Source organism: Nocardia cyriacigeorgica (assembly GCF_010868145.1).
Classification (GTDB): domain Bacteria; phylum Actinomycetota; class Actinomycetes; order Mycobacteriales; family Mycobacteriaceae; genus Nocardia; species Nocardia cyriacigeorgica_D.
Genome location: NZ_JAAGUY010000028.1, coordinates 22,799 through 37,961, shown reverse-complemented (window position 1 = coordinate 37,961; position 15,163 = coordinate 22,799). Strand labels below are relative to the sequence as shown.

Sequence of the window (15,163 nt, the reverse complement as noted above, 5' to 3'; positions counted from 1 at the left end):
GCCGCGCAAGGCCGTCTTGACTATGGTTTCGCCCATGTCCCGAAAATTCAGCTTCACGGTGCCCTACACCGTCCCGGTGGAAGACCTGCACCGGGCACTCACCGGCGACGAGCTGTGGCAGGCCCGGTTCGCCGGCGCCGAGACGGCCACCCTCGATCTGGCCCACCCAGGCGGCGAGGGCACCGTGCGCCTCGCGATGAGCGAGAAGATCCGACCCGACAAGATTCCCGGCATCGTGCGCAAGGTCCTCAAGAGCGATCTGGTCGTCTCCCGCACCGACACCTGGCAGGCCCTGACCGGCGAGATCGCCAAGGGCAACTTCGAAGGCACTTCCAACGGGATCAACTCGGAGATGTCGGGCACCTACGAGCTGCGTCCGACCGCCGAAGGCTGCGAGATCGAGGTCGTCGGCACCGTCAAGGTGAAGGTTCCGCTGGTCGGCGGCGCCATCGAACCGCTGGCCGAACAATTGCACCACCGCGTGCTCGACAGCGAACGTAAGTTCATCGAGAAGTGGTTCGCCGGGCAGGCGTCGGCCTGATCTGTGGTGAACCGGATGCGTGCCGCCCGGTGCGCATCCGGTCGCACATCTACTCCGGTGCCGCGATGGTCGGGTCGTATTCCCTCGGCTCGACCAGCACCAGCCAGTTGCCGGAGTTGTCGCGGAACACCGCTTCGACGCCATAGGGGCGCTCGGACGGCGGCTGCACGAATTCGACACCCTTGGCCGACAGTTCCTCATATGCCTTCTGGCAGTCGTCGGTATTGAGACCCAAGGCGCCGTGCGTACCGTTGGCGAGTGACCGCCGGATCGCCTCGGCCATATTCTCGTCCAGTGGCGGCCCGGGCAGCATCAGCGTCACCTCGAGTTCACGGTGATCTGGATGGCTGACGCTGACCCACCGGAAGCCGTTGTCACCCATCGTGATGTCGGCGGTCTCCACGAAGCCGAGCTTGTCGACGTACCAGTTCTTGGCCGCGTCCTGATCGGTCACATAGACCGTGACCAGCGAAATGTTCTTGATCGGAGTCATGAGTTCAGGCTAGGGCGAAGGTCGCGGCCCGAGCTTCTCCGAAATTGCTCGGTGCCGGATCGGTCTCAGAGGCCGCTGTCGGGGCGCGGTGCCCGGTCGGAGAGTCCGTGCATGAAGACATAGCAACCGGGGATGCGTGGCGCCCCATCGGTGGCGAATTTGGCCTGATACGCCGACGGCGACATCCCGACCAGTTCGGTGAACTTCCGGGAGAACGAACCGAGGCTGGTGTAGCCGACGAGCATGCACGTCTCGGTCACGGTGACGTTCGTGGCTCGCAGCAAGTCCTGCGCCCGCTCGATACGGCGTTCGGCCAGATACACCGCCGGTGTCTTGCCGTACGTGGCCGCGAAACAGCGCAGGAAGTGATATTTCGATACCCCCGCGGCGGCGGCTAGCCCGTCCAGGTCGAGCGGCTGCGCGTATTCGCGGTCGGCCAGATCCCGCGCCCGCCGCAGATGGGGGAGCAGATCTTCCGGCACCGGTCGCGGCGTCACCAGACCACTGTATGTCGCTTGCCGGTCGTCGGACGCTCTGGCGTCGGCGCCTGGTGTGCCGCATCGCCGGTGCGCTAGCCGAGGCTCAGCGGGGTAAAGCTGCCCGGGCCGGTGCGGCTAACAGAACGGCGGCCGCTCGTCGAGGCGCGCGGACAGGCGGCCCGCGGTCCGCCAAGCGCGTGCCACCAGATCCACGTCCTCGTCGGTGACCAGATTGCCCATCACTCGAACGGCGGTGCGCTGCAAGAACTTCGACCGCATCACCGGCGGACCGCCCAGCGGCACCATCCTCGGGTGAGTGGCGAGCCCGGCGATCCGGCGTGCCACCGAGTACGTCCGCCCGTATCGGGCGCGCAGCAGTTCGGGCCACACCGTGCTCAGGTCAGGTTCATCGAGCAGGTCGGCGAGCATGTGCCCGCCTTCGAGGCCGTAATCGATACCCTCGCCGTTGAGCGGATTCACACAACCGGCGGCGTCACCGATCAAGACCCAGTTGGGGCCCGCGATATTCGATACCGCCCCACCCATCGGCAGCAGTGCCGAGGCGACCGCACGCAGCGAACCGGTGAACTCCCATTCGTCCCGCCGCAGCCCGGTGTAATGCTCGAGCAGCGGCTTGAGGGCGATATGGGAGGGCCTGCGCTCGGTGGCCAGCGATCCGACGCCGATATTGACCTCGCCATTGGCCAGTGGGAACACCCAGCCATAGCCGGGCACCAGTTCACCGTTCGCATCACGCAATTCCAGATGCGAGGTGATCCATTGATCCGCGGAGCGACCGGAGGTGATGTAGGCGCGGGCGGCGACGCCGTAGGCGTACTGCCGATGCCATTCGCGGCCGAGCATCTTGCCGACCGGTGAACGCACACCGTCGGCGACGACGAGGGTCCGGCAGGTGATCGAGTGGGTGTCCTCACCCGTGCGGACCGTCACGCCGGTGACGCGCTCGCCGTCGCGGGTGACATCGACCACCTTGGTGCCGTCCAGCATTCCCGCTCCGGACTTCACCGCGGTCTCGCGCAGCTTGTCGTCGAGTTCGGTTCGCGGAACCGCACTTCCATAGGTGGGGAACGATCCGCCCGGCCAGGGCAGCAGCTCCTCGCGCCCGAAACCGGTCATCCGCAGACCGTGATTGACGGTGTGCGCGCGCACCCAGTCACCCAGACCCAGGTGCTCCATTTCGGCGGTTGCCCGCGGTGTCAGGCCGTCACCGCAGGTCTTGTCCCGCGGGAACACCGCCGAGTCGACCAGTAGGACATCGCGGCCCGCGCGTGCGGCCCAGGTGGCCGCGGCCGACCCGGCCGGTCCGGCCCCGACCACAAGGACGTCGGCATGCGCGGGTATCGCGCCATGTGTCTGCTCGTCCCCGCCCGCTGGTGTGACATCCGGTGCACCCATGGTTTCCATACTCGCAGCGCGGCCGCACCCATGTCGACGCCGGTGCCGTGTGATGTGTGACCGGTGCAGTGTGTGATGTGCGGCCGGTGCATTCCGACCCGCCGCCGGGCTCGCCGTCCGATACCCGACCAGGTGTGCGAAGGTGTGCGGTGCGCCCCAGTGGATATTGCCGGGAGTGACGGTGTTCATGGGGTTATCTAGCGTGGACACGCTAGGTTCTTTGACCGTGGGTCGGACGCATCGCTGGGAGAAGAAATGAGCACATCTGCTGTGAGCGACGAGAGCACGGTGGTAGCTGGGGTGGACCTCGGTGATACCGAACTCGCCGCGACGGTGCGCAACGGCCTGGCCGACGTCGAGAAGCTACTGATCGAGGAGCTGTCCGACGGCGCGTCGTTCCTTCAGGAAGCGGCCCTGCACCTGGCCAAAGCGGGGGGTAAGCGGTTCCGTCCGCTGTTCACCATCCTCACCGGGCAGCTCGGGCCGCGTCCGACCGATCCCGACCTCATCACCGCGGGCACCGTCGTCGAACTCGTACACCTGGCGACGCTGTACCACGACGATGTCATGGACGAGGCCACCATGCGTCGCGGTGCGCCGAGCGTGAATTCGCGCTGGGGCAACAGCATCGCCATCCTCGCCGGTGACTACTTGTTCGCCCACGCGTCGCGGCTGGTGTCCACGCTTGGCCCGGACGCGGTGCGGATCATCGCCGAAACCTTCGCCGAACTGGTCACCGGGCAGATGCGCGAAACCATGGGCGCCGCCGAGTCCAAGGACCCGGTCGCGCACTATCTGCGCGTGGTCTGGGAGAAGACCGGTTCGCTGATCGCCGCCGCCGGACGGTTCGGTGGCACCTTCTCCGGCGCCGACACCGAACATGTCGAGCGGCTGGCCCGCCTCGGTGACGCCGTCGGCACCGCCTTCCAGATCTCCGACGACATCATCGACATCTCCTCCGAATCCGCGCAGTCCGGTAAGACCCCCGGCACGGATCTTCGCGAAGGGGTGCACACCCTGCCGGTGCTGTACGCGTTGCGCGACGAAGGCGCCGACGGCGACCGGTTGCGCACCCTGCTGGCGCGCCCGCTGGAAACCGATGCCGAGGTGGAGGAGGCGCTGACGCTGCTCGGTCGTTCCCCCGGTATGGCGCAGGCCAAGCAGAAGTTGCAGGAATACGCCGACCTCGCCTACGCCGAGCTGGCCGCCCTACCGCCGGGCCCCGCCAACGATGCCCTGGTGCGGCTGGTCCGCTACACCATCGAACGGGTGGGGTAGCCGCTCTCCGAGGGCGGTGGCCGCGGCGCCGTGCTGCGCCACCCCGAGCGTGAGTTTCCCAGGGGCGCAGCACGGTGGTGGCGGCCCGAGTGCGGCCGACAACCGGTGTCGCTCGAGGTCATCCACCAGAGGGCGCGAATGGGGCACGATTGTGCGTAAACCATCGCGTCCGGTGGAGTATCCAGGAACTTTGCTTCGGGACCGTTTCGTTGAACTTCCAGGAAGCACGCAACGAACGGGGGAGCGGCAAGGAGAACTATGCACGGGCATGGGTATGCGAACGGGATCAAGACGTTCGGGCTGATGGTCGGCCTTTCCGCGCTGATCGTGTTCGCCGGGGCGATGTTCCGCAGCCCGACGATCCTGGTCATCGCGATCCTGCTGGCCGTCGGCATGAACGCCTACGCCTACTTCAACAGTGACAAGCTCGCGTTGAAGGCCATGCACGCGCAGCCGGTCAGCGAGCTGGAGGCGCCGGTCATCTATCGGATCGTGCGAGAACTCGCCACCGCGGCCCGTCAGCCCATGCCGCGGCTCTACATCAGCCCGACCAATGCGCCCAATGCCTTCGCCACCGGCCGCAATCCCCGTCATGCCGCAGTGTGCTGCACCAGCGGCATCCTGCAGATTCTCGATGAGCGCGAGCTGCGCGCCGTCCTCGGTCATGAGCTGTCTCACGTCTACAACCGCGACATCCTCATCTCCTCGGTCGCGGGCGCGCTGGCCGCCGTCATCTCCGGCCTTGCCAATCTGGCCTTTTTCGCCACCGCCTTCGGCGGCAACCGCGAGGGCGGCCCGAACATCATCGGCGTGATCTTGGTCTCGCTGCTCGGCCCCATCGCGGCGACCCTGATCAAGCTGGCCGTCTCGCGGTCACGGGAGTACCAGGCCGATCAGTCCGGCGCCGAACTCACCGGCGATCCCCTCGCTTTGGCCTCGGCCCTGCGCAAGCTCGAACGTGGCGTGCAGGCCGCCCCGCTACCTCCGGAACCACAGCTCACCGCCCAGTCCCACCTGATGATCGCCAACCCGTTCCGCCCGGGTGAGCGTGCGGCGCGCTGGTTCTCCACCCATCCGCCGATGGCAGACCGCATCGCCCGCCTCGAAGAGCTGGCCGGGCGGCCGCACCACGGCTGATCCAGCGCCCCGAACGTGTACGGCCGTGTCGGCGCGATGTCGCGGCGACACGGCCAACGTTGGTCTACGGATTGATGCCTATCGGTAGTTGACGAACTGCAGGGCGATACCGAAGTCCTCGCCCTTGAGCAGGGAGATCACGGCCTGCAGATCGTCGCGCTTCTTGCTGCTGACGCGCAGTTCTTCGCCTTGGATCTGGGCCTTGACGCCCTTGGGGCCCTCGTCGCGGATCTTCTTGGAGATCTTCTTCGCGTGCTCGGAGTCGATGCCCTGCACCAGGGAACCGGTGATCTTGTAGGTCTTGCCCGACACCACAGGATCGCCGGCGTCGAACGCCTTGAGCGAGATATCGCGGCGGATCAGCTTCTCCTTGAACACCTCGAGCGCGGCCTTGACCCGCTCCTCGGCCTCGGCGCTGATCACGATGTTCTCCTCACCGGACCATTCGATCGCCGCTCCGGTGCCCCGGAAGTCGTAGCGGGTGTTCAGCTCCTTCTCCGCCTGATGCAACGCGTTGTCGACCTCCTGGCGATCGACCTTGCTGACGACATCGAAAGACGAATCGGCCACACTGCGCTCCTGTCCTGACGGTCCGGCGTTCGAGGTCGCGCCGGATGGTTCGCCGCACCCACCTAGTTCTACCCGGCCGCCTGACATTAGTCGCCGGGCGCGGGCTGTGTCGCCGGTGGCATAGTCGGGTGCCGACGTGATCATGCCGTCAGCCAGCCGGTTTGCATTCGGGGTGTGGGTTCGTTGTATTCTGCTCTGCGCGCCGAGAAGCGCAAAGGCAGATTGCCCGAGCGGCCAATGGGAGCAGACTGTAAATCTGTCGGTGAAAGCCTACGTAGGTTCGAATCCTACATCTGCCACCGAGAACCCCCGCGGATCACATGATCCGCGGGGGTTCTTCCGTTTCGGCGCCTGCTCTGTCTTCGCCGGCTCGGCAGGGGCTCAGAGATCGGAAATACCGGCTCTGACCAGCCGGTTTGGTACGAGGACCGGTGAGTGTGTAACCTCGTTCAAGACTTCGAAGCGCCGGGGTCGAGAAAGTCGAGTCCCGGTGCGCAAGAGGTCGTGCCCCCTTAGCTCAGTCGGCAGAGCGTTTCCATGGTAAGGAAAAGGTCAACGGTTCGATTCCGTTAGGGGGCTCGCCGGATTGCCGGTGGTGACCGACTCGGCATCGCTTCCCGCTTGTTGGAGGGCTGGGCGCGGCGCCGCGGCAATGCGACCCGTGGCGGTGTAGCTCAGTCGGTAGAGCAAACGACTCATAATCGTTGTGTCGCCGGTTCAAGTCCGGCCATCGCTACCACAACCGATCAAGCCCAGTTCCGGAAAGAAGGCATATCGTGGCCGCGAAGTCCACCGATGTCCGGCCAAAGATCACCTTGGCCTGCGAGCAGTGCAAGCACCGCAACTACATCACCAAGAAGAACCGGCGCAACGACCCGGACCGGCTTGAGCTGAAGAAGTTCTGCCCGAACTGCGGCACCCACCGGGCGCATCGCGAGTCCCGCTAGCCATCCACGCGTGAAGCTGCCGCGTGTATCGGCGCCGGGACACTGATCCCGGCCTCACGAGCCGGGACACAACCGCCGTGACACAAGCCATCGGGCCGGACGCGATGTCCGGCCCGACTGCTTTTCCACGGTGCCTCTCTAGCGGTGGTGAACGCTCCACCGACCCTGCCCGCAGCGGGGTCAGATAGGTACAGTCCTCCCGTGACAATGAACACCGGTACAGACGAAGCAGTCGCGTCGGGCGAGACATTCGACCCCGCGGAACACGCGGCGGCCATGGTCGGGCACCACTACCGCGTCGACGACTACTACGAGGTCGGCCGCGAGAAGGTTCGCGAATACGCCCGCGCCGTGCAGGACTACCACCCGGTGCACTGGGAGGAAGACACCGCGCAGGAGTACGGCTATGACGGCCTGCTCGCGCCGCTGACCTTCATCTCCCTGGTCGGCATTCTGGCCCAGCGCAAGCTGTTCGAAGAGGTCGTCACCGGCTACGACCTGAGCCAGATCATGCAGACCGACCAGATCCTGGAATTCCACCGGCCGATCAAGGTCGGCGACCAGTTGACCTGCGATGTCTACCTGCATTCGTTCCGGCAGGCGTTCGGCGGCGACATCATCGTCACCAAGAACATCGTCACCGATCAGCGCGATGAGCTGGTGCTCACCACCTACACCACACTCATCGGCCGCAGCGGTGGCGATATCGACCCGAACCTGGCCGGCGCGGTCCGCAATGTGCTCATGCACGGCCTCGGTGAGGACACTCCTGATCATCACCCGCGCACGGCGCCCACCGCCGCCCCCGCGCCGGTGGCAAGCGTCCCCGAGGTCGCACCGAGCAAACACGCCCTCGCCTTCGACTCGCTCAGCGCAGGCGACGAGCTGCCCCCGCGTACCGTTCGCCTGACCCGCGGCGACCTGGTGAACTACGCCGGTGTATCCGGTGACGCCAACCCGATCCACTGGAGTGACGAAGTCGTCAAGCTGGTCGGCCTGGACAATGTTGTGGCCCACGGCATGCTGACCATGGGCCTCGGTGGCGGATTCGTCAGCTCGTGGCTCGGCGACCCGGGCGCGGTCAAGGAGTACAACGTGCGGTTCACCAGCCCGGTGTACGTGGGCGTGGACGAGCCTGCCGAGGTCGAGTTCACCGGCAAGGTGAAGTCGGTCGATCCCGAGACCAGGACCGCGGTCGTGGCCATCGTCGCGAAGTCCGCCGGCCGCAAGATCTTCGGTCGCGCAACAGCGACGGTCCAGCTGGCCTGACCTGCTCGCGTGGCCCCGGATTGGCTAATGCCACCGGTGTTCACGTACACTCGGGTTTCTGGGGTCACCAGCCGATGCGCGCTGCTCTGCAAGGCTGGTTCCAGGCGGCCCGGGGCGCAGCTCCGGAACATCCGCTGACGGGGCCGGCAACTGCCGGAGCGGCGCGCGTGTTTGTGACACCAGCGAACAACTGAATACAGCACATGTGGCTGGACGTCCGTATCACCGTCCAGCCGAAGGGGCGTAGCTCAATTGGCAGAGCAGCGGTCTCCAAAACCGCAGGTTGCAGGTTCAAGTCCTGTCGCCCCTGCCCTGGATGCCAGCGACGAGAGAGGGTTGACGTGACCGACGAGCGGGACACTCGCGACGACGGCGATGGCACCGCCGCGGCGAGTCGGCCGAGCGGCAAGAGGTCCGCCCGGCGGGCCCGTGCCGGTTCGTCGTCGGCCGATAACGGATCGATTGCCACGATCGACCGACCGGCGCGCAAGGCAGCCAAGACCTCCGATCGGGCCGAACGCGACAAGTCGGGTAATCCGATCAAGCGTTTGATCAAGTTCCTGCGTGAGGTGATCGCGGAACTGCGCAAGGTCATCTGGCCCAACCGGAAGCAGATGGTCACCTATACGAGCGTTGTTCTGGTGTTCGTGGTCTTCATGGTCGCGTTCATCGCGGGATTGGATGTGGCGTTCGTCAAAGGTGTCGACTGGCTGTTCGGCTAGCGAACGCCGACGCCGGAAGCCGACCCCCGGGACGGGACGGACGGATCATTTTTCACCGTGTCCGGCCCCGGCACGCAGAGGATGTACGTGACGACACAGGAAGCGAGTGCCCCAGTGAGCACCCCGGAGAACGACACAAACGACGAGTTCCCGGTCGACGACGCGGCGGCCGAGTCGGCTGTGGGCTCCGTCGAGGAGTCCGCCGACGAGTCCGTGGCTGTCGACGAATCCGCGCCCGCTGACGAGGACGCCGCTGCCGCCGAAGCCCCCGCGGAGGAGATCCCCGCCGATCCGGTGGAAGAGATGAAGGCCGCGCTGCGTCGCGCGCCCGGTGACTGGTACGTCATCCACTCCTACGCGGGCTACGAGAACAAGGTCAAGGCCAACCTCGAGACCCGTGTGCAGAACCTCGACCTCGAGGAGTACATCTTCCAGGTGGAAGTGCCCACCGAAGAGGTCACCGAGATCAAGAACGGCCAGCGCAAGAACGTCAACCGCAAGGTGTTGCCCGGTTACATCCTGGTCCGGATGGAACTGAACGACGAATCCTGGGGCGCGGTGCGCAACACTCCCGGTGTCACCGGCTTCGTCGGCGCGACGTCGCGGCCTTCGCCGCTGACCATCAGCGATGTGGTGAAGTTCTTGGTGCCGGCCTCGCAGCAGAAGAAGGCCCCGGCCGCTGCGGCCGCTGCCTCGTCCGCCAGCCAGGAAGCCGCTACCGAGGCTGTCGCCAAGCCGGTCATCGAGGTCGACTTCGAGGTCGGCGAGTCGGTCACCGTCATGGACGGTCCGTTCGCGACGCTGCCCGCCAGCATCTCCGAGGTCAACGCCGAGCAGCAGAAGCTCAAGGTGCTGGTGTCGATCTTCGGCCGCGAAACTCCCGTCGAACTGGCATTCACCCAGGTCGCGAAGATCTGATCAGGGGCGGGCCACCCGCCCCACTCGATCAGGCGCACGGGCGATCCCGGTAAGGTGTCATGGTTCGCGTGAGAATCGGAGCTTTCCACCGGATTCGTCGCGCGGAGCCGGGTGCGCCCGGCTGCGGGTGGATGCCCGCGCAAGGCTTACGGCAACCGTAAGGAACCGAAACCAAGGAAGAAAGATGCCCCCCAAGAAGAAGAAGCTCGCCGGGATCATCAAGCTGCAGATCCAGGCCGGCCAGGCGAACCCGGCCCCTCCGGTCGGCCCCGCGCTCGGTCAGCACGGCGTCAACATCATGGAGTTCTGCAAGGCGTACAACGCCGCGACCGAGTCGCAGCGTGGCAACGTCATTCCGGTCGAGATCTCGGTGTACGAGGACCGGACGTTCGACTTCAAGCTGAAGACCCCGCCCGCCGCCAAGCTGCTGCTCAAGGCCGCAGGCGTGCAGAAGGGTTCGGCGGAGCCGCACCGCAACAAGGTCGCCACGGTGACCATGGACCAGGTGCGCGAGATCGCCAAGACCAAGCAGGAAGACCTGAACGCCAACGACATCGAGCAGGCCGCGAAGATCATCGCCGGTACCGCTCGTTCGATGGGTATCACCGTCGAGGGCTGAGCCCCTGCAAGGTGGGAGGGCCGGCCAGGCCCGATAACCACTTCTGAACCACAGCTAAGGACAGAGAAAACATGGCAAAGCGAAGCAAGGCGTACCTCGCCGCGGCCGAGAAGGTCGATCGCGACAAGCTCTACTCCCCGCTGGCCGCCGCGCGGCTGGCCAAGGAGACTGCCACCACCAAGACTGACGCGACCGTCGAGGTCGCTGTTCGTCTCGGTGTGGACCCCCGCAAGGCCGACCAGATGGTCCGCGGCACCGTCAACCTGCCGCACGGCACCGGTAAGACCGCCCGCGTCATCGTGTTCGCGGTCGGCGACAAGGCCGCCGAGGCCGAAGCCGCCGGTGCGGACGCCGTCGGCGCCGAGGACCTGATCGAGCGGATCCAGGGCGGCTGGCTGGACTTCGACGCCGCGATCGCCACCCCGGACCAGATGGCCAAGGTCGGCCGCATCGCGCGCGTCCTCGGCCCGCGCGGTCTGATGCCGAACCCGAAGACGGGCACGGTCACCCCTGATGTGACCAAGGCCGTCAACGACATCAAGGGCGGCAAGATCAACTTCCGCGTCGACAAGCAGGCCAACCTGCACTTCGTCATCGGCAAGGCGTCCTTCGACGATGCCAAGCTGGTGGAGAACTACGGCGCCGCGCTGGAGGAGATCCTGCGTGTCAAGCCGTCGACCGCCAAGGGTCGCTACGTCAAGAAGGTGACGGTCTCGACGAACACCGGACCGGGCATCCCGGTGGACCCGAACCGCACCCGCAACCTCCTGGACGAGGACGCGTAAGCAGCACCTGAGCAAGACCCGAAACGGCGGGAACGCGATCGCGTTCCCGCCGTTTCGTATTCGGCGACCCACCCGGTCGGCACTCGAGAGCCGACCGGGCAGAGCCGACCCGTTCTGACGTTGCGGCGATCCTGAGGGAGAATATGGACGTGAGCAACAGAGTCAGCACAAGAATCAGACAGCGATTCAGTGCCCCGACCGGTACCTCGGCATTCGGCGGCTGCTAGTTCGATGTCGGATCAGGAAGTACCGGACCGGCGGTCCTCGAGGGTCATACCCCTGCCGCGCCGCCCAAGGCGTGTGGCAGAGGCAGCGCCGGCGAAAACGTGGCGTTCGGAAAGTGGCACCGCCTACGATCCAGCACCGACCCGGCCGGTGCTGCGATCGGAGCTACAGCGCGAAACCGGGTCGTGGCCGGTCGACCCCGCAGCGGCATGGCCGCCGATGGCGGCGGCCGAACCGCACAGCGCCGATCAGGACGGGAGCGTCGTCGATCTCGCCGAGTTGCGTCGGAAGCGAGCCGGGGACGATACCTCAGCCGTCGGTAGTCGACGCCTGCCCAAACCTCGCCGAATCGGAGACCGGTCCAGCGACGACGGTGAAGGCGACCGTAACCGGGACGATCACTCCGATACTCCGCCGTCGGAAACACGAACGGGACGGCATCGCAAGTAACCGAACCCGGTGACGATAGCCCGAGTCCCGCAAGGGCGTGGGGGTCGGCGTTGGGCATGCGTCGGATCGCTTCGCTACCGCACCGAATCCGAATCGGCGTCCTTGTTCTTCCGCCAGCCGAGCAGCACCGATTCCCCGTCCTGCACGCCCAAGGGCAGGAAGATCGCGACGACTACCGCACAGACCACGACCGCTCCCGTAGCGACCAGTGAGGCGGCATGCGAGCCTTCGAGGCAGGCCGCCTTCATCGCGGTGATGATGTTCTCGCGCTGTGACTCGAAGAAGGGCGCGAGTTCGCGTTTGCGCATCTCCAGCACACTGAGCGGCGTCGATTTCGCGAAGTCCTTCTCATTGGCCGACATCAGGCTCTCGGGAACGCGGTCGACGAGCGGCCCCACCTTGGTGGTGTAGTACGACGCCACGATCGAGCCGAGTACCGCGACACCGAGCGTGCCGCCGAATTCGCGGGTGGTGTCGTTGACCGCCGATCCGGCGCCCGCCTCGTTCAACGGCAGCGATGACATGATCGATTCGGTCGCGGGGCCCTGCACGATGGCCAGGCCGAGCGCCATCGACACCATCGACGGCAGGACCTCGGTGACGTATCCGCTGTCCACGGTGACCTGACCGCCCAGATACAGCCCGAGCCCGGTCAGTAGCAGACCGAACACGATCACCGGTGTGGTGCCGAGCCGCTGGGCCAGCAGTGTCGCAATGGGTGCACCGAGAGCGACGGAGAACGCGAACGGCAATGAGGCGATACCGAATTCGAGTGGTGAGTATTCACGCACACCCTGGAAATACTGGGTGATCAGGAACAGGAAACCGAACATCGAGAAATAGCCGACCGCAATCGCCAAGGCAGGTAGCGAGAATCGACGATTGCGGAACAGGCGCATATCGAGAATCGGTGCGCGAGTGTGCAATTCCCAGGCGATAAAGGCGGCGAGGAGCAGGACACCGCCCGCGGCTGCGGTCAGTGTCGTCGCCGACAGCCAGCCGTAGCGCGGCGCTTCGATGATCGCCCAGACCAGCAGCGTGATGCCCGCGATGGACAGCGCGATACCGGGCAGATCGAGCCTGCCGACCTCCGAGGAGCGGGATTCGGGCACCCACAGCATCGTCGCGACCAGCGCGACCAGCGCCACCGGGACGTTGATCCAGAACACCGAATGCCAGGAGAAGTGCTCGAGCAGCCAGCCGCCGGAGATGGGGCCGATCGCGATGGCGAAGCCGGCCATGGCGGTCCAGGCGGCGATGGCAAGGGCCCGTTCTCTTTTGTCGGTGAAGATATTGATGACCAGCGCCAACGTCGCCGGGAAGACCGCGGCGGCGAATACGCCCATGGCGGCGCGAGCCGCGATGACGCCGTCGAGCGAGGTCGATAGCGCACCCGCCACCGACATGACGCCGACGCCGATCAAACCGATCATCATCACCCGGCGCCTGCCGTAGCGGTCGCCGAGATTGCCGAAGGCCAGCAGCAGGCCCGCGAAGGTGAGGGTGTAGGCGTCGACGACCCATTGCAGGCCGCTGACCCCGGTGGACAGTTCCACACCGATGGAGGGCAGGGCGACGTTGACGATGGTGTTGTCGAGTACGACCAGCAGTTCGGCGAGGCAGATCACCGCGAGCGCGAGGAATCGGTGCGCGCGTCGTTCCAGCAGCACCGGTGGATCGACTGTGAAGGTTGTCATGCCAGCAGCTAAGCAGTAACCGTTACCCGTCGTAACACTTAATTGCTGCGATCTCGCTCACTGTTGGTCGTCAATTGTGATGTACGACACTGAATCTGGCCGAGATCGCGGCCTCCTCGGGCGTTCCCGGGGCCCGTTTTGCCAGATGGCGGACCTACCGGTACTCTAAAGCGAAGTTATCGACGTGTTCGATCACTACCCAATCCGTTCTACCGAAGACCGTTGGTCGCCGATCCCGCATGGGTTCGGTCGAAGGTCCGGCAGCAGCCGGCGGCCCACGCAGGGAGAGCCGAGGCTGGGAGTCGATTACGAGCCAAGGCTCGGATCGGTTCATCCTATTGCGCCCCGGAACGCTCTGTCTGCGTTCGGGGCGTTTGTTGTGTCGCCACCCCTGGTCGGTAGTTCGGGTCCGAACCGACATCAGAGAGGAGGCGAAGTATGGCAAAACCCGAGAAGGTCACCGCGGTCGCGGAGATCGCTGAGCAGTTCAAGAGCTCGACGGCCACCGTTGTCACGGAATACCGTGGCCTGTCCGTCGGTGCCCTCACCGACCTGCGCCGCGCGCTCGGTGCCGACGCCACGTACTCCGTCGCCAAGAACACCCTGGTCAAGCGTGCCGCGGAAGAGGCGGGTGTCGAGGGCCTTGACGACCTGTTCGTGGGACCGACCGCTATCGCCTTCATCACGGGCGAGCCGGTCAACGCGGCGAAGGCGCTCAAGACCTTCGCCAAGGACCACAAGTCGCTGGTCATCAAGGGCGGCTACATGGATGGCAACGCGCTGTCCGTGTCCGAGGTCGAGAAGATCGCCGACCTGGAAACCCGCGAGGTGCTGCTGGCCAAGCTGGCCGGTGCGCTGAAGGGCAACCTGGCCAAGGCTGCCGGTCTGTTCAATGCTCCTGCTTCGCAGGTGGCCCGCCTGGCCGCCGCGCTGGAGGACAAGAAGCGGGCCGAAGGCGCCGAATAAGCGCCGTTACCCGGGCGATCCTCGCCCAACCCAGACATCATCTACCGAAAGGAAACAACAATGGCCAACGTTGACGAACTGCTCGAGACCTTCGGCAACATGACCCTGCTCGAGCTGTCGGACTTCGTCAAGAAGTTCGAGGAGAAGTTCGAGGTCACCGCTGCTGCTCCGGTCGCCGTCGCCGCCGTCGGTGGTGCCGCTGCTCCGGCCGAGGCTGCCGAGGAGCAGGACGAGTTCGACGTCATCCTCGAGGGTGCCGGCGACAAGAAGATCCAGGTCATCAAGGTGGTCCGCGAGATCGTCTCCGGCCTGGGCCTGAAGGAAGCCAAGGACCTGGTCGAGGGTGCCCCGAAGCCGATCCTGGAGAAGGTCGCCAAGGACGCCGCCGACGCCGCCAAGGAGAAGCTGGAAGCGGCCGGCGCCTCGGTCTCGGTCAAGTAATTTCCGAGCGAAACGCCGTAACGGGCGGTCCCTTTTCAGGGGCCGCCCGTTCGTTTTTTTCCGGCAGGATGTCGGGTTCGTGCGAATAACGGGACCGTTCGGGGGTTACTCTTCGGTCAGGTTGGGGTGTGCGGCGACATGCCCATGCGATAGAGTGACCGCACCCACTGTGACGTGACACACCGCGATGTCGAGCAAACGCGGTTCGCC

The 15,163-nt window shown here is 65.6% G+C and carries 16 protein-coding genes and 4 tRNA genes; 15 read left to right on the top strand and 5 right to left on the bottom strand.

Translation table 11 applies throughout. The annotated features are described in order from the left end of the window. Positions 1–34: 34 nt before the first annotated feature. Positions 35–541, top strand: coding sequence for a DUF2505 domain-containing protein (locus GV792_RS24455; RefSeq protein ID WP_163826787.1), 507 nt, complete (start codon positions 35–37; stop codon positions 539–541). 49 nt (positions 542–590) lie between these two features. Here the strand turns inward: GV792_RS24455 and GV792_RS24450 are convergent, their stop codons facing one another. The 3 genes from GV792_RS24450 to GV792_RS24440 form a co-directional block, all read right to left on the bottom strand. Continuing rightward, a complete protein-coding gene (locus GV792_RS24450) occupies positions 591–1,034 on the bottom strand; it encodes a VOC family protein (protein WP_163826785.1) in 444 nt (147 codons plus the stop codon). A gap of 65 nt (positions 1,035–1,099) precedes the next feature. Beyond that, positions 1,100–1,516 carry a helix-turn-helix transcriptional regulator gene (locus GV792_RS24445; protein ID WP_163826876.1) on the bottom strand — a complete coding sequence of 139 codons (417 nt, stop codon included), beginning with the start codon at positions 1,514–1,516 and terminating at the stop codon, positions 1,100–1,102. A gap of 132 nt (positions 1,517–1,648) precedes the next feature. Further along, the gene (locus tag GV792_RS24440) at positions 1,649–2,929 is read right to left on the bottom strand and encodes a geranylgeranyl reductase family protein (RefSeq protein WP_175583366.1); all 1,281 of its coding nucleotides are present in this window, start codon (positions 2,927–2,929) and stop codon (positions 1,649–1,651) included. A gap of 255 nt (positions 2,930–3,184) precedes the next feature. Here GV792_RS24440 and GV792_RS24435 point away from each other — a divergent pair, with 255 nt between their 5' ends. Together GV792_RS24435 and htpX are read left to right on the top strand one after the other, a co-directional pair. After that, positions 3,185–4,207, top strand: coding sequence for a polyprenyl synthetase family protein (locus GV792_RS24435; RefSeq protein ID WP_163826783.1), 1,023 nt, complete (start codon positions 3,185–3,187; stop codon positions 4,205–4,207). A gap of 258 nt (positions 4,208–4,465) precedes the next feature. Next, on the top strand, positions 4,466–5,344 hold the full coding sequence (gene htpX / locus GV792_RS24430; protein WP_163826781.1) for a zinc metalloprotease HtpX: 879 nt from the start codon (positions 4,466–4,468) through the stop codon (positions 5,342–5,344). Positions 5,345–5,422: 78 nt separating this feature from the next. Here the strand turns inward: htpX and GV792_RS24425 are convergent, their stop codons facing one another. Beyond that, positions 5,423–5,914, bottom strand: coding sequence for a YajQ family cyclic di-GMP-binding protein (locus GV792_RS24425; RefSeq protein WP_163826779.1), 492 nt, complete (start codon positions 5,912–5,914; stop codon positions 5,423–5,425). Between the two features lie 216 nt (positions 5,915–6,130). Between GV792_RS24425 and GV792_RS24420 the strand changes: the two genes are divergently transcribed. From GV792_RS24420 to rplA, 10 genes are all read left to right on the top strand, one after another. Next, positions 6,131–6,213 (top strand) — tRNA-Tyr (locus tag GV792_RS24420). 207 nt (positions 6,214–6,420) lie between these two features. Beyond that, a tRNA-Thr gene (locus GV792_RS24415) sits at positions 6,421–6,493 on the top strand. Positions 6,494–6,577: 84 nt separating this feature from the next. Further along, positions 6,578–6,653: transfer RNA gene (locus GV792_RS24410), tRNA-Met, on the top strand. Positions 6,654–6,690: 37 nt separating this feature from the next. Then, positions 6,691–6,861 (top strand): 50S ribosomal protein L33, encoded by a 171-nt coding sequence (rpmG, locus tag GV792_RS24405; protein WP_011211653.1) that lies wholly within the window; start codon positions 6,691–6,693, stop codon positions 6,859–6,861. Between the two features lie 207 nt (positions 6,862–7,068). Continuing rightward, complete coding sequence (locus tag GV792_RS24400) at positions 7,069–8,130, top strand: fused (3R)-hydroxyacyl-ACP dehydratase subunits HadA/HadB (protein WP_163826871.1); 1,062 nt, start codon at positions 7,069–7,071, stop codon at positions 8,128–8,130. 237 nt (positions 8,131–8,367) lie between these two features. Further along, positions 8,368–8,440: transfer RNA gene (locus GV792_RS24395), tRNA-Trp, on the top strand. 31 nt (positions 8,441–8,471) lie between these two features. Further along, on the top strand, positions 8,472–8,852 hold the full coding sequence (secE, locus tag GV792_RS24390) for a preprotein translocase subunit SecE (RefSeq protein WP_163826777.1): 381 nt from the start codon (positions 8,472–8,474) through the stop codon (positions 8,850–8,852). A gap of 114 nt (positions 8,853–8,966) precedes the next feature. After that, positions 8,967–9,770: a transcription termination/antitermination protein NusG gene (gene nusG, locus GV792_RS24385; RefSeq protein WP_163826868.1), complete on the top strand. Its 804-nt coding sequence runs from the start codon at positions 8,967–8,969 to the stop codon at positions 9,768–9,770. Positions 9,771–9,954: 184 nt separating this feature from the next. After that, positions 9,955–10,389, top strand: a complete 435-nt coding sequence (gene rplK, locus GV792_RS24380) for a 50S ribosomal protein L11 (RefSeq protein WP_014353103.1) — start codon at positions 9,955–9,957, stop codon at positions 10,387–10,389. Between the two features lie 71 nt (positions 10,390–10,460). Further along, positions 10,461–11,174 carry a 50S ribosomal protein L1 gene (gene rplA / locus GV792_RS24375; RefSeq protein WP_163826775.1) on the top strand — a complete coding sequence of 238 codons (714 nt, stop codon included), beginning with the start codon at positions 10,461–10,463 and terminating at the stop codon, positions 11,172–11,174. 749 nt (positions 11,175–11,923) lie between these two features. On the opposite strand, the gene GV792_RS24370 is transcribed toward rplA, so the two are convergent. Next, on the bottom strand, positions 11,924–13,546 hold the full coding sequence (locus tag GV792_RS24370; RefSeq protein ID WP_163826773.1) for an MFS transporter: 1,623 nt from the start codon (positions 13,544–13,546) through the stop codon (positions 11,924–11,926). A gap of 438 nt (positions 13,547–13,984) precedes the next feature. On the opposite strand from GV792_RS24370, the gene rplJ reads away from it, so the two are divergent. Both rplJ and rplL read left to right on the top strand, forming a co-directional pair. After that, the gene (gene rplJ / locus GV792_RS24365; protein WP_163826771.1) at positions 13,985–14,512 is read left to right on the top strand and encodes a 50S ribosomal protein L10; all 528 of its coding nucleotides are present in this window, start codon (positions 13,985–13,987) and stop codon (positions 14,510–14,512) included. Between the two features lie 60 nt (positions 14,513–14,572). Next, positions 14,573–14,953 (top strand): 50S ribosomal protein L7/L12, encoded by a 381-nt coding sequence (rplL, locus tag GV792_RS24360; protein ID WP_163826769.1) that lies wholly within the window; start codon positions 14,573–14,575, stop codon positions 14,951–14,953. The last annotated feature ends 210 nt before the right edge of the window (positions 14,954–15,163 follow it).

Bases quoted from the DNA above. Each gene is read 5' to 3' on its own strand.
- GV792_RS24455 (WP_163826787.1), top strand. From the start codon at position 35: ATGTCCCGAAAATTCAGCTTCACGGTGCCCTACACCGTCCCGGTGGAA.
- GV792_RS24450 (WP_163826785.1), bottom strand. From the start codon at position 1,034: ATGACTCCGATCAAGAACATTTCGCTGGTCACGGTCTATGTGACCGAT.
- GV792_RS24440 (WP_175583366.1), bottom strand. From the start codon at position 2,929: ATGGGTGCACCGGATGTCACACCAGCGGGCGGGGACGAGCAGACACAT.
- GV792_RS24435 (WP_163826783.1), top strand. From the start codon at position 3,185: ATGAGCACATCTGCTGTGAGCGACGAGAGCACGGTGGTAGCTGGGGTG.
- htpX (WP_163826781.1), top strand. From the start codon at position 4,466: ATGCACGGGCATGGGTATGCGAACGGGATCAAGACGTTCGGGCTGATG.
- GV792_RS24400 (WP_163826871.1), top strand. From the start codon at position 7,069: ATGAACACCGGTACAGACGAAGCAGTCGCGTCGGGCGAGACATTCGAC.
- rplK (WP_014353103.1), top strand. From the start codon at position 9,955: ATGCCCCCCAAGAAGAAGAAGCTCGCCGGGATCATCAAGCTGCAGATC.
- rplA (WP_163826775.1), top strand. From the start codon at position 10,461: ATGGCAAAGCGAAGCAAGGCGTACCTCGCCGCGGCCGAGAAGGTCGAT.
- GV792_RS24370 (WP_163826773.1), bottom strand. From the start codon at position 13,546: ATGACAACCTTCACAGTCGATCCACCGGTGCTGCTGGAACGACGCGCG.
- rplJ (WP_163826771.1), top strand. From the start codon at position 13,985: ATGGCAAAACCCGAGAAGGTCACCGCGGTCGCGGAGATCGCTGAGCAG.
- rplL (WP_163826769.1), top strand. From the start codon at position 14,573: ATGGCCAACGTTGACGAACTGCTCGAGACCTTCGGCAACATGACCCTG.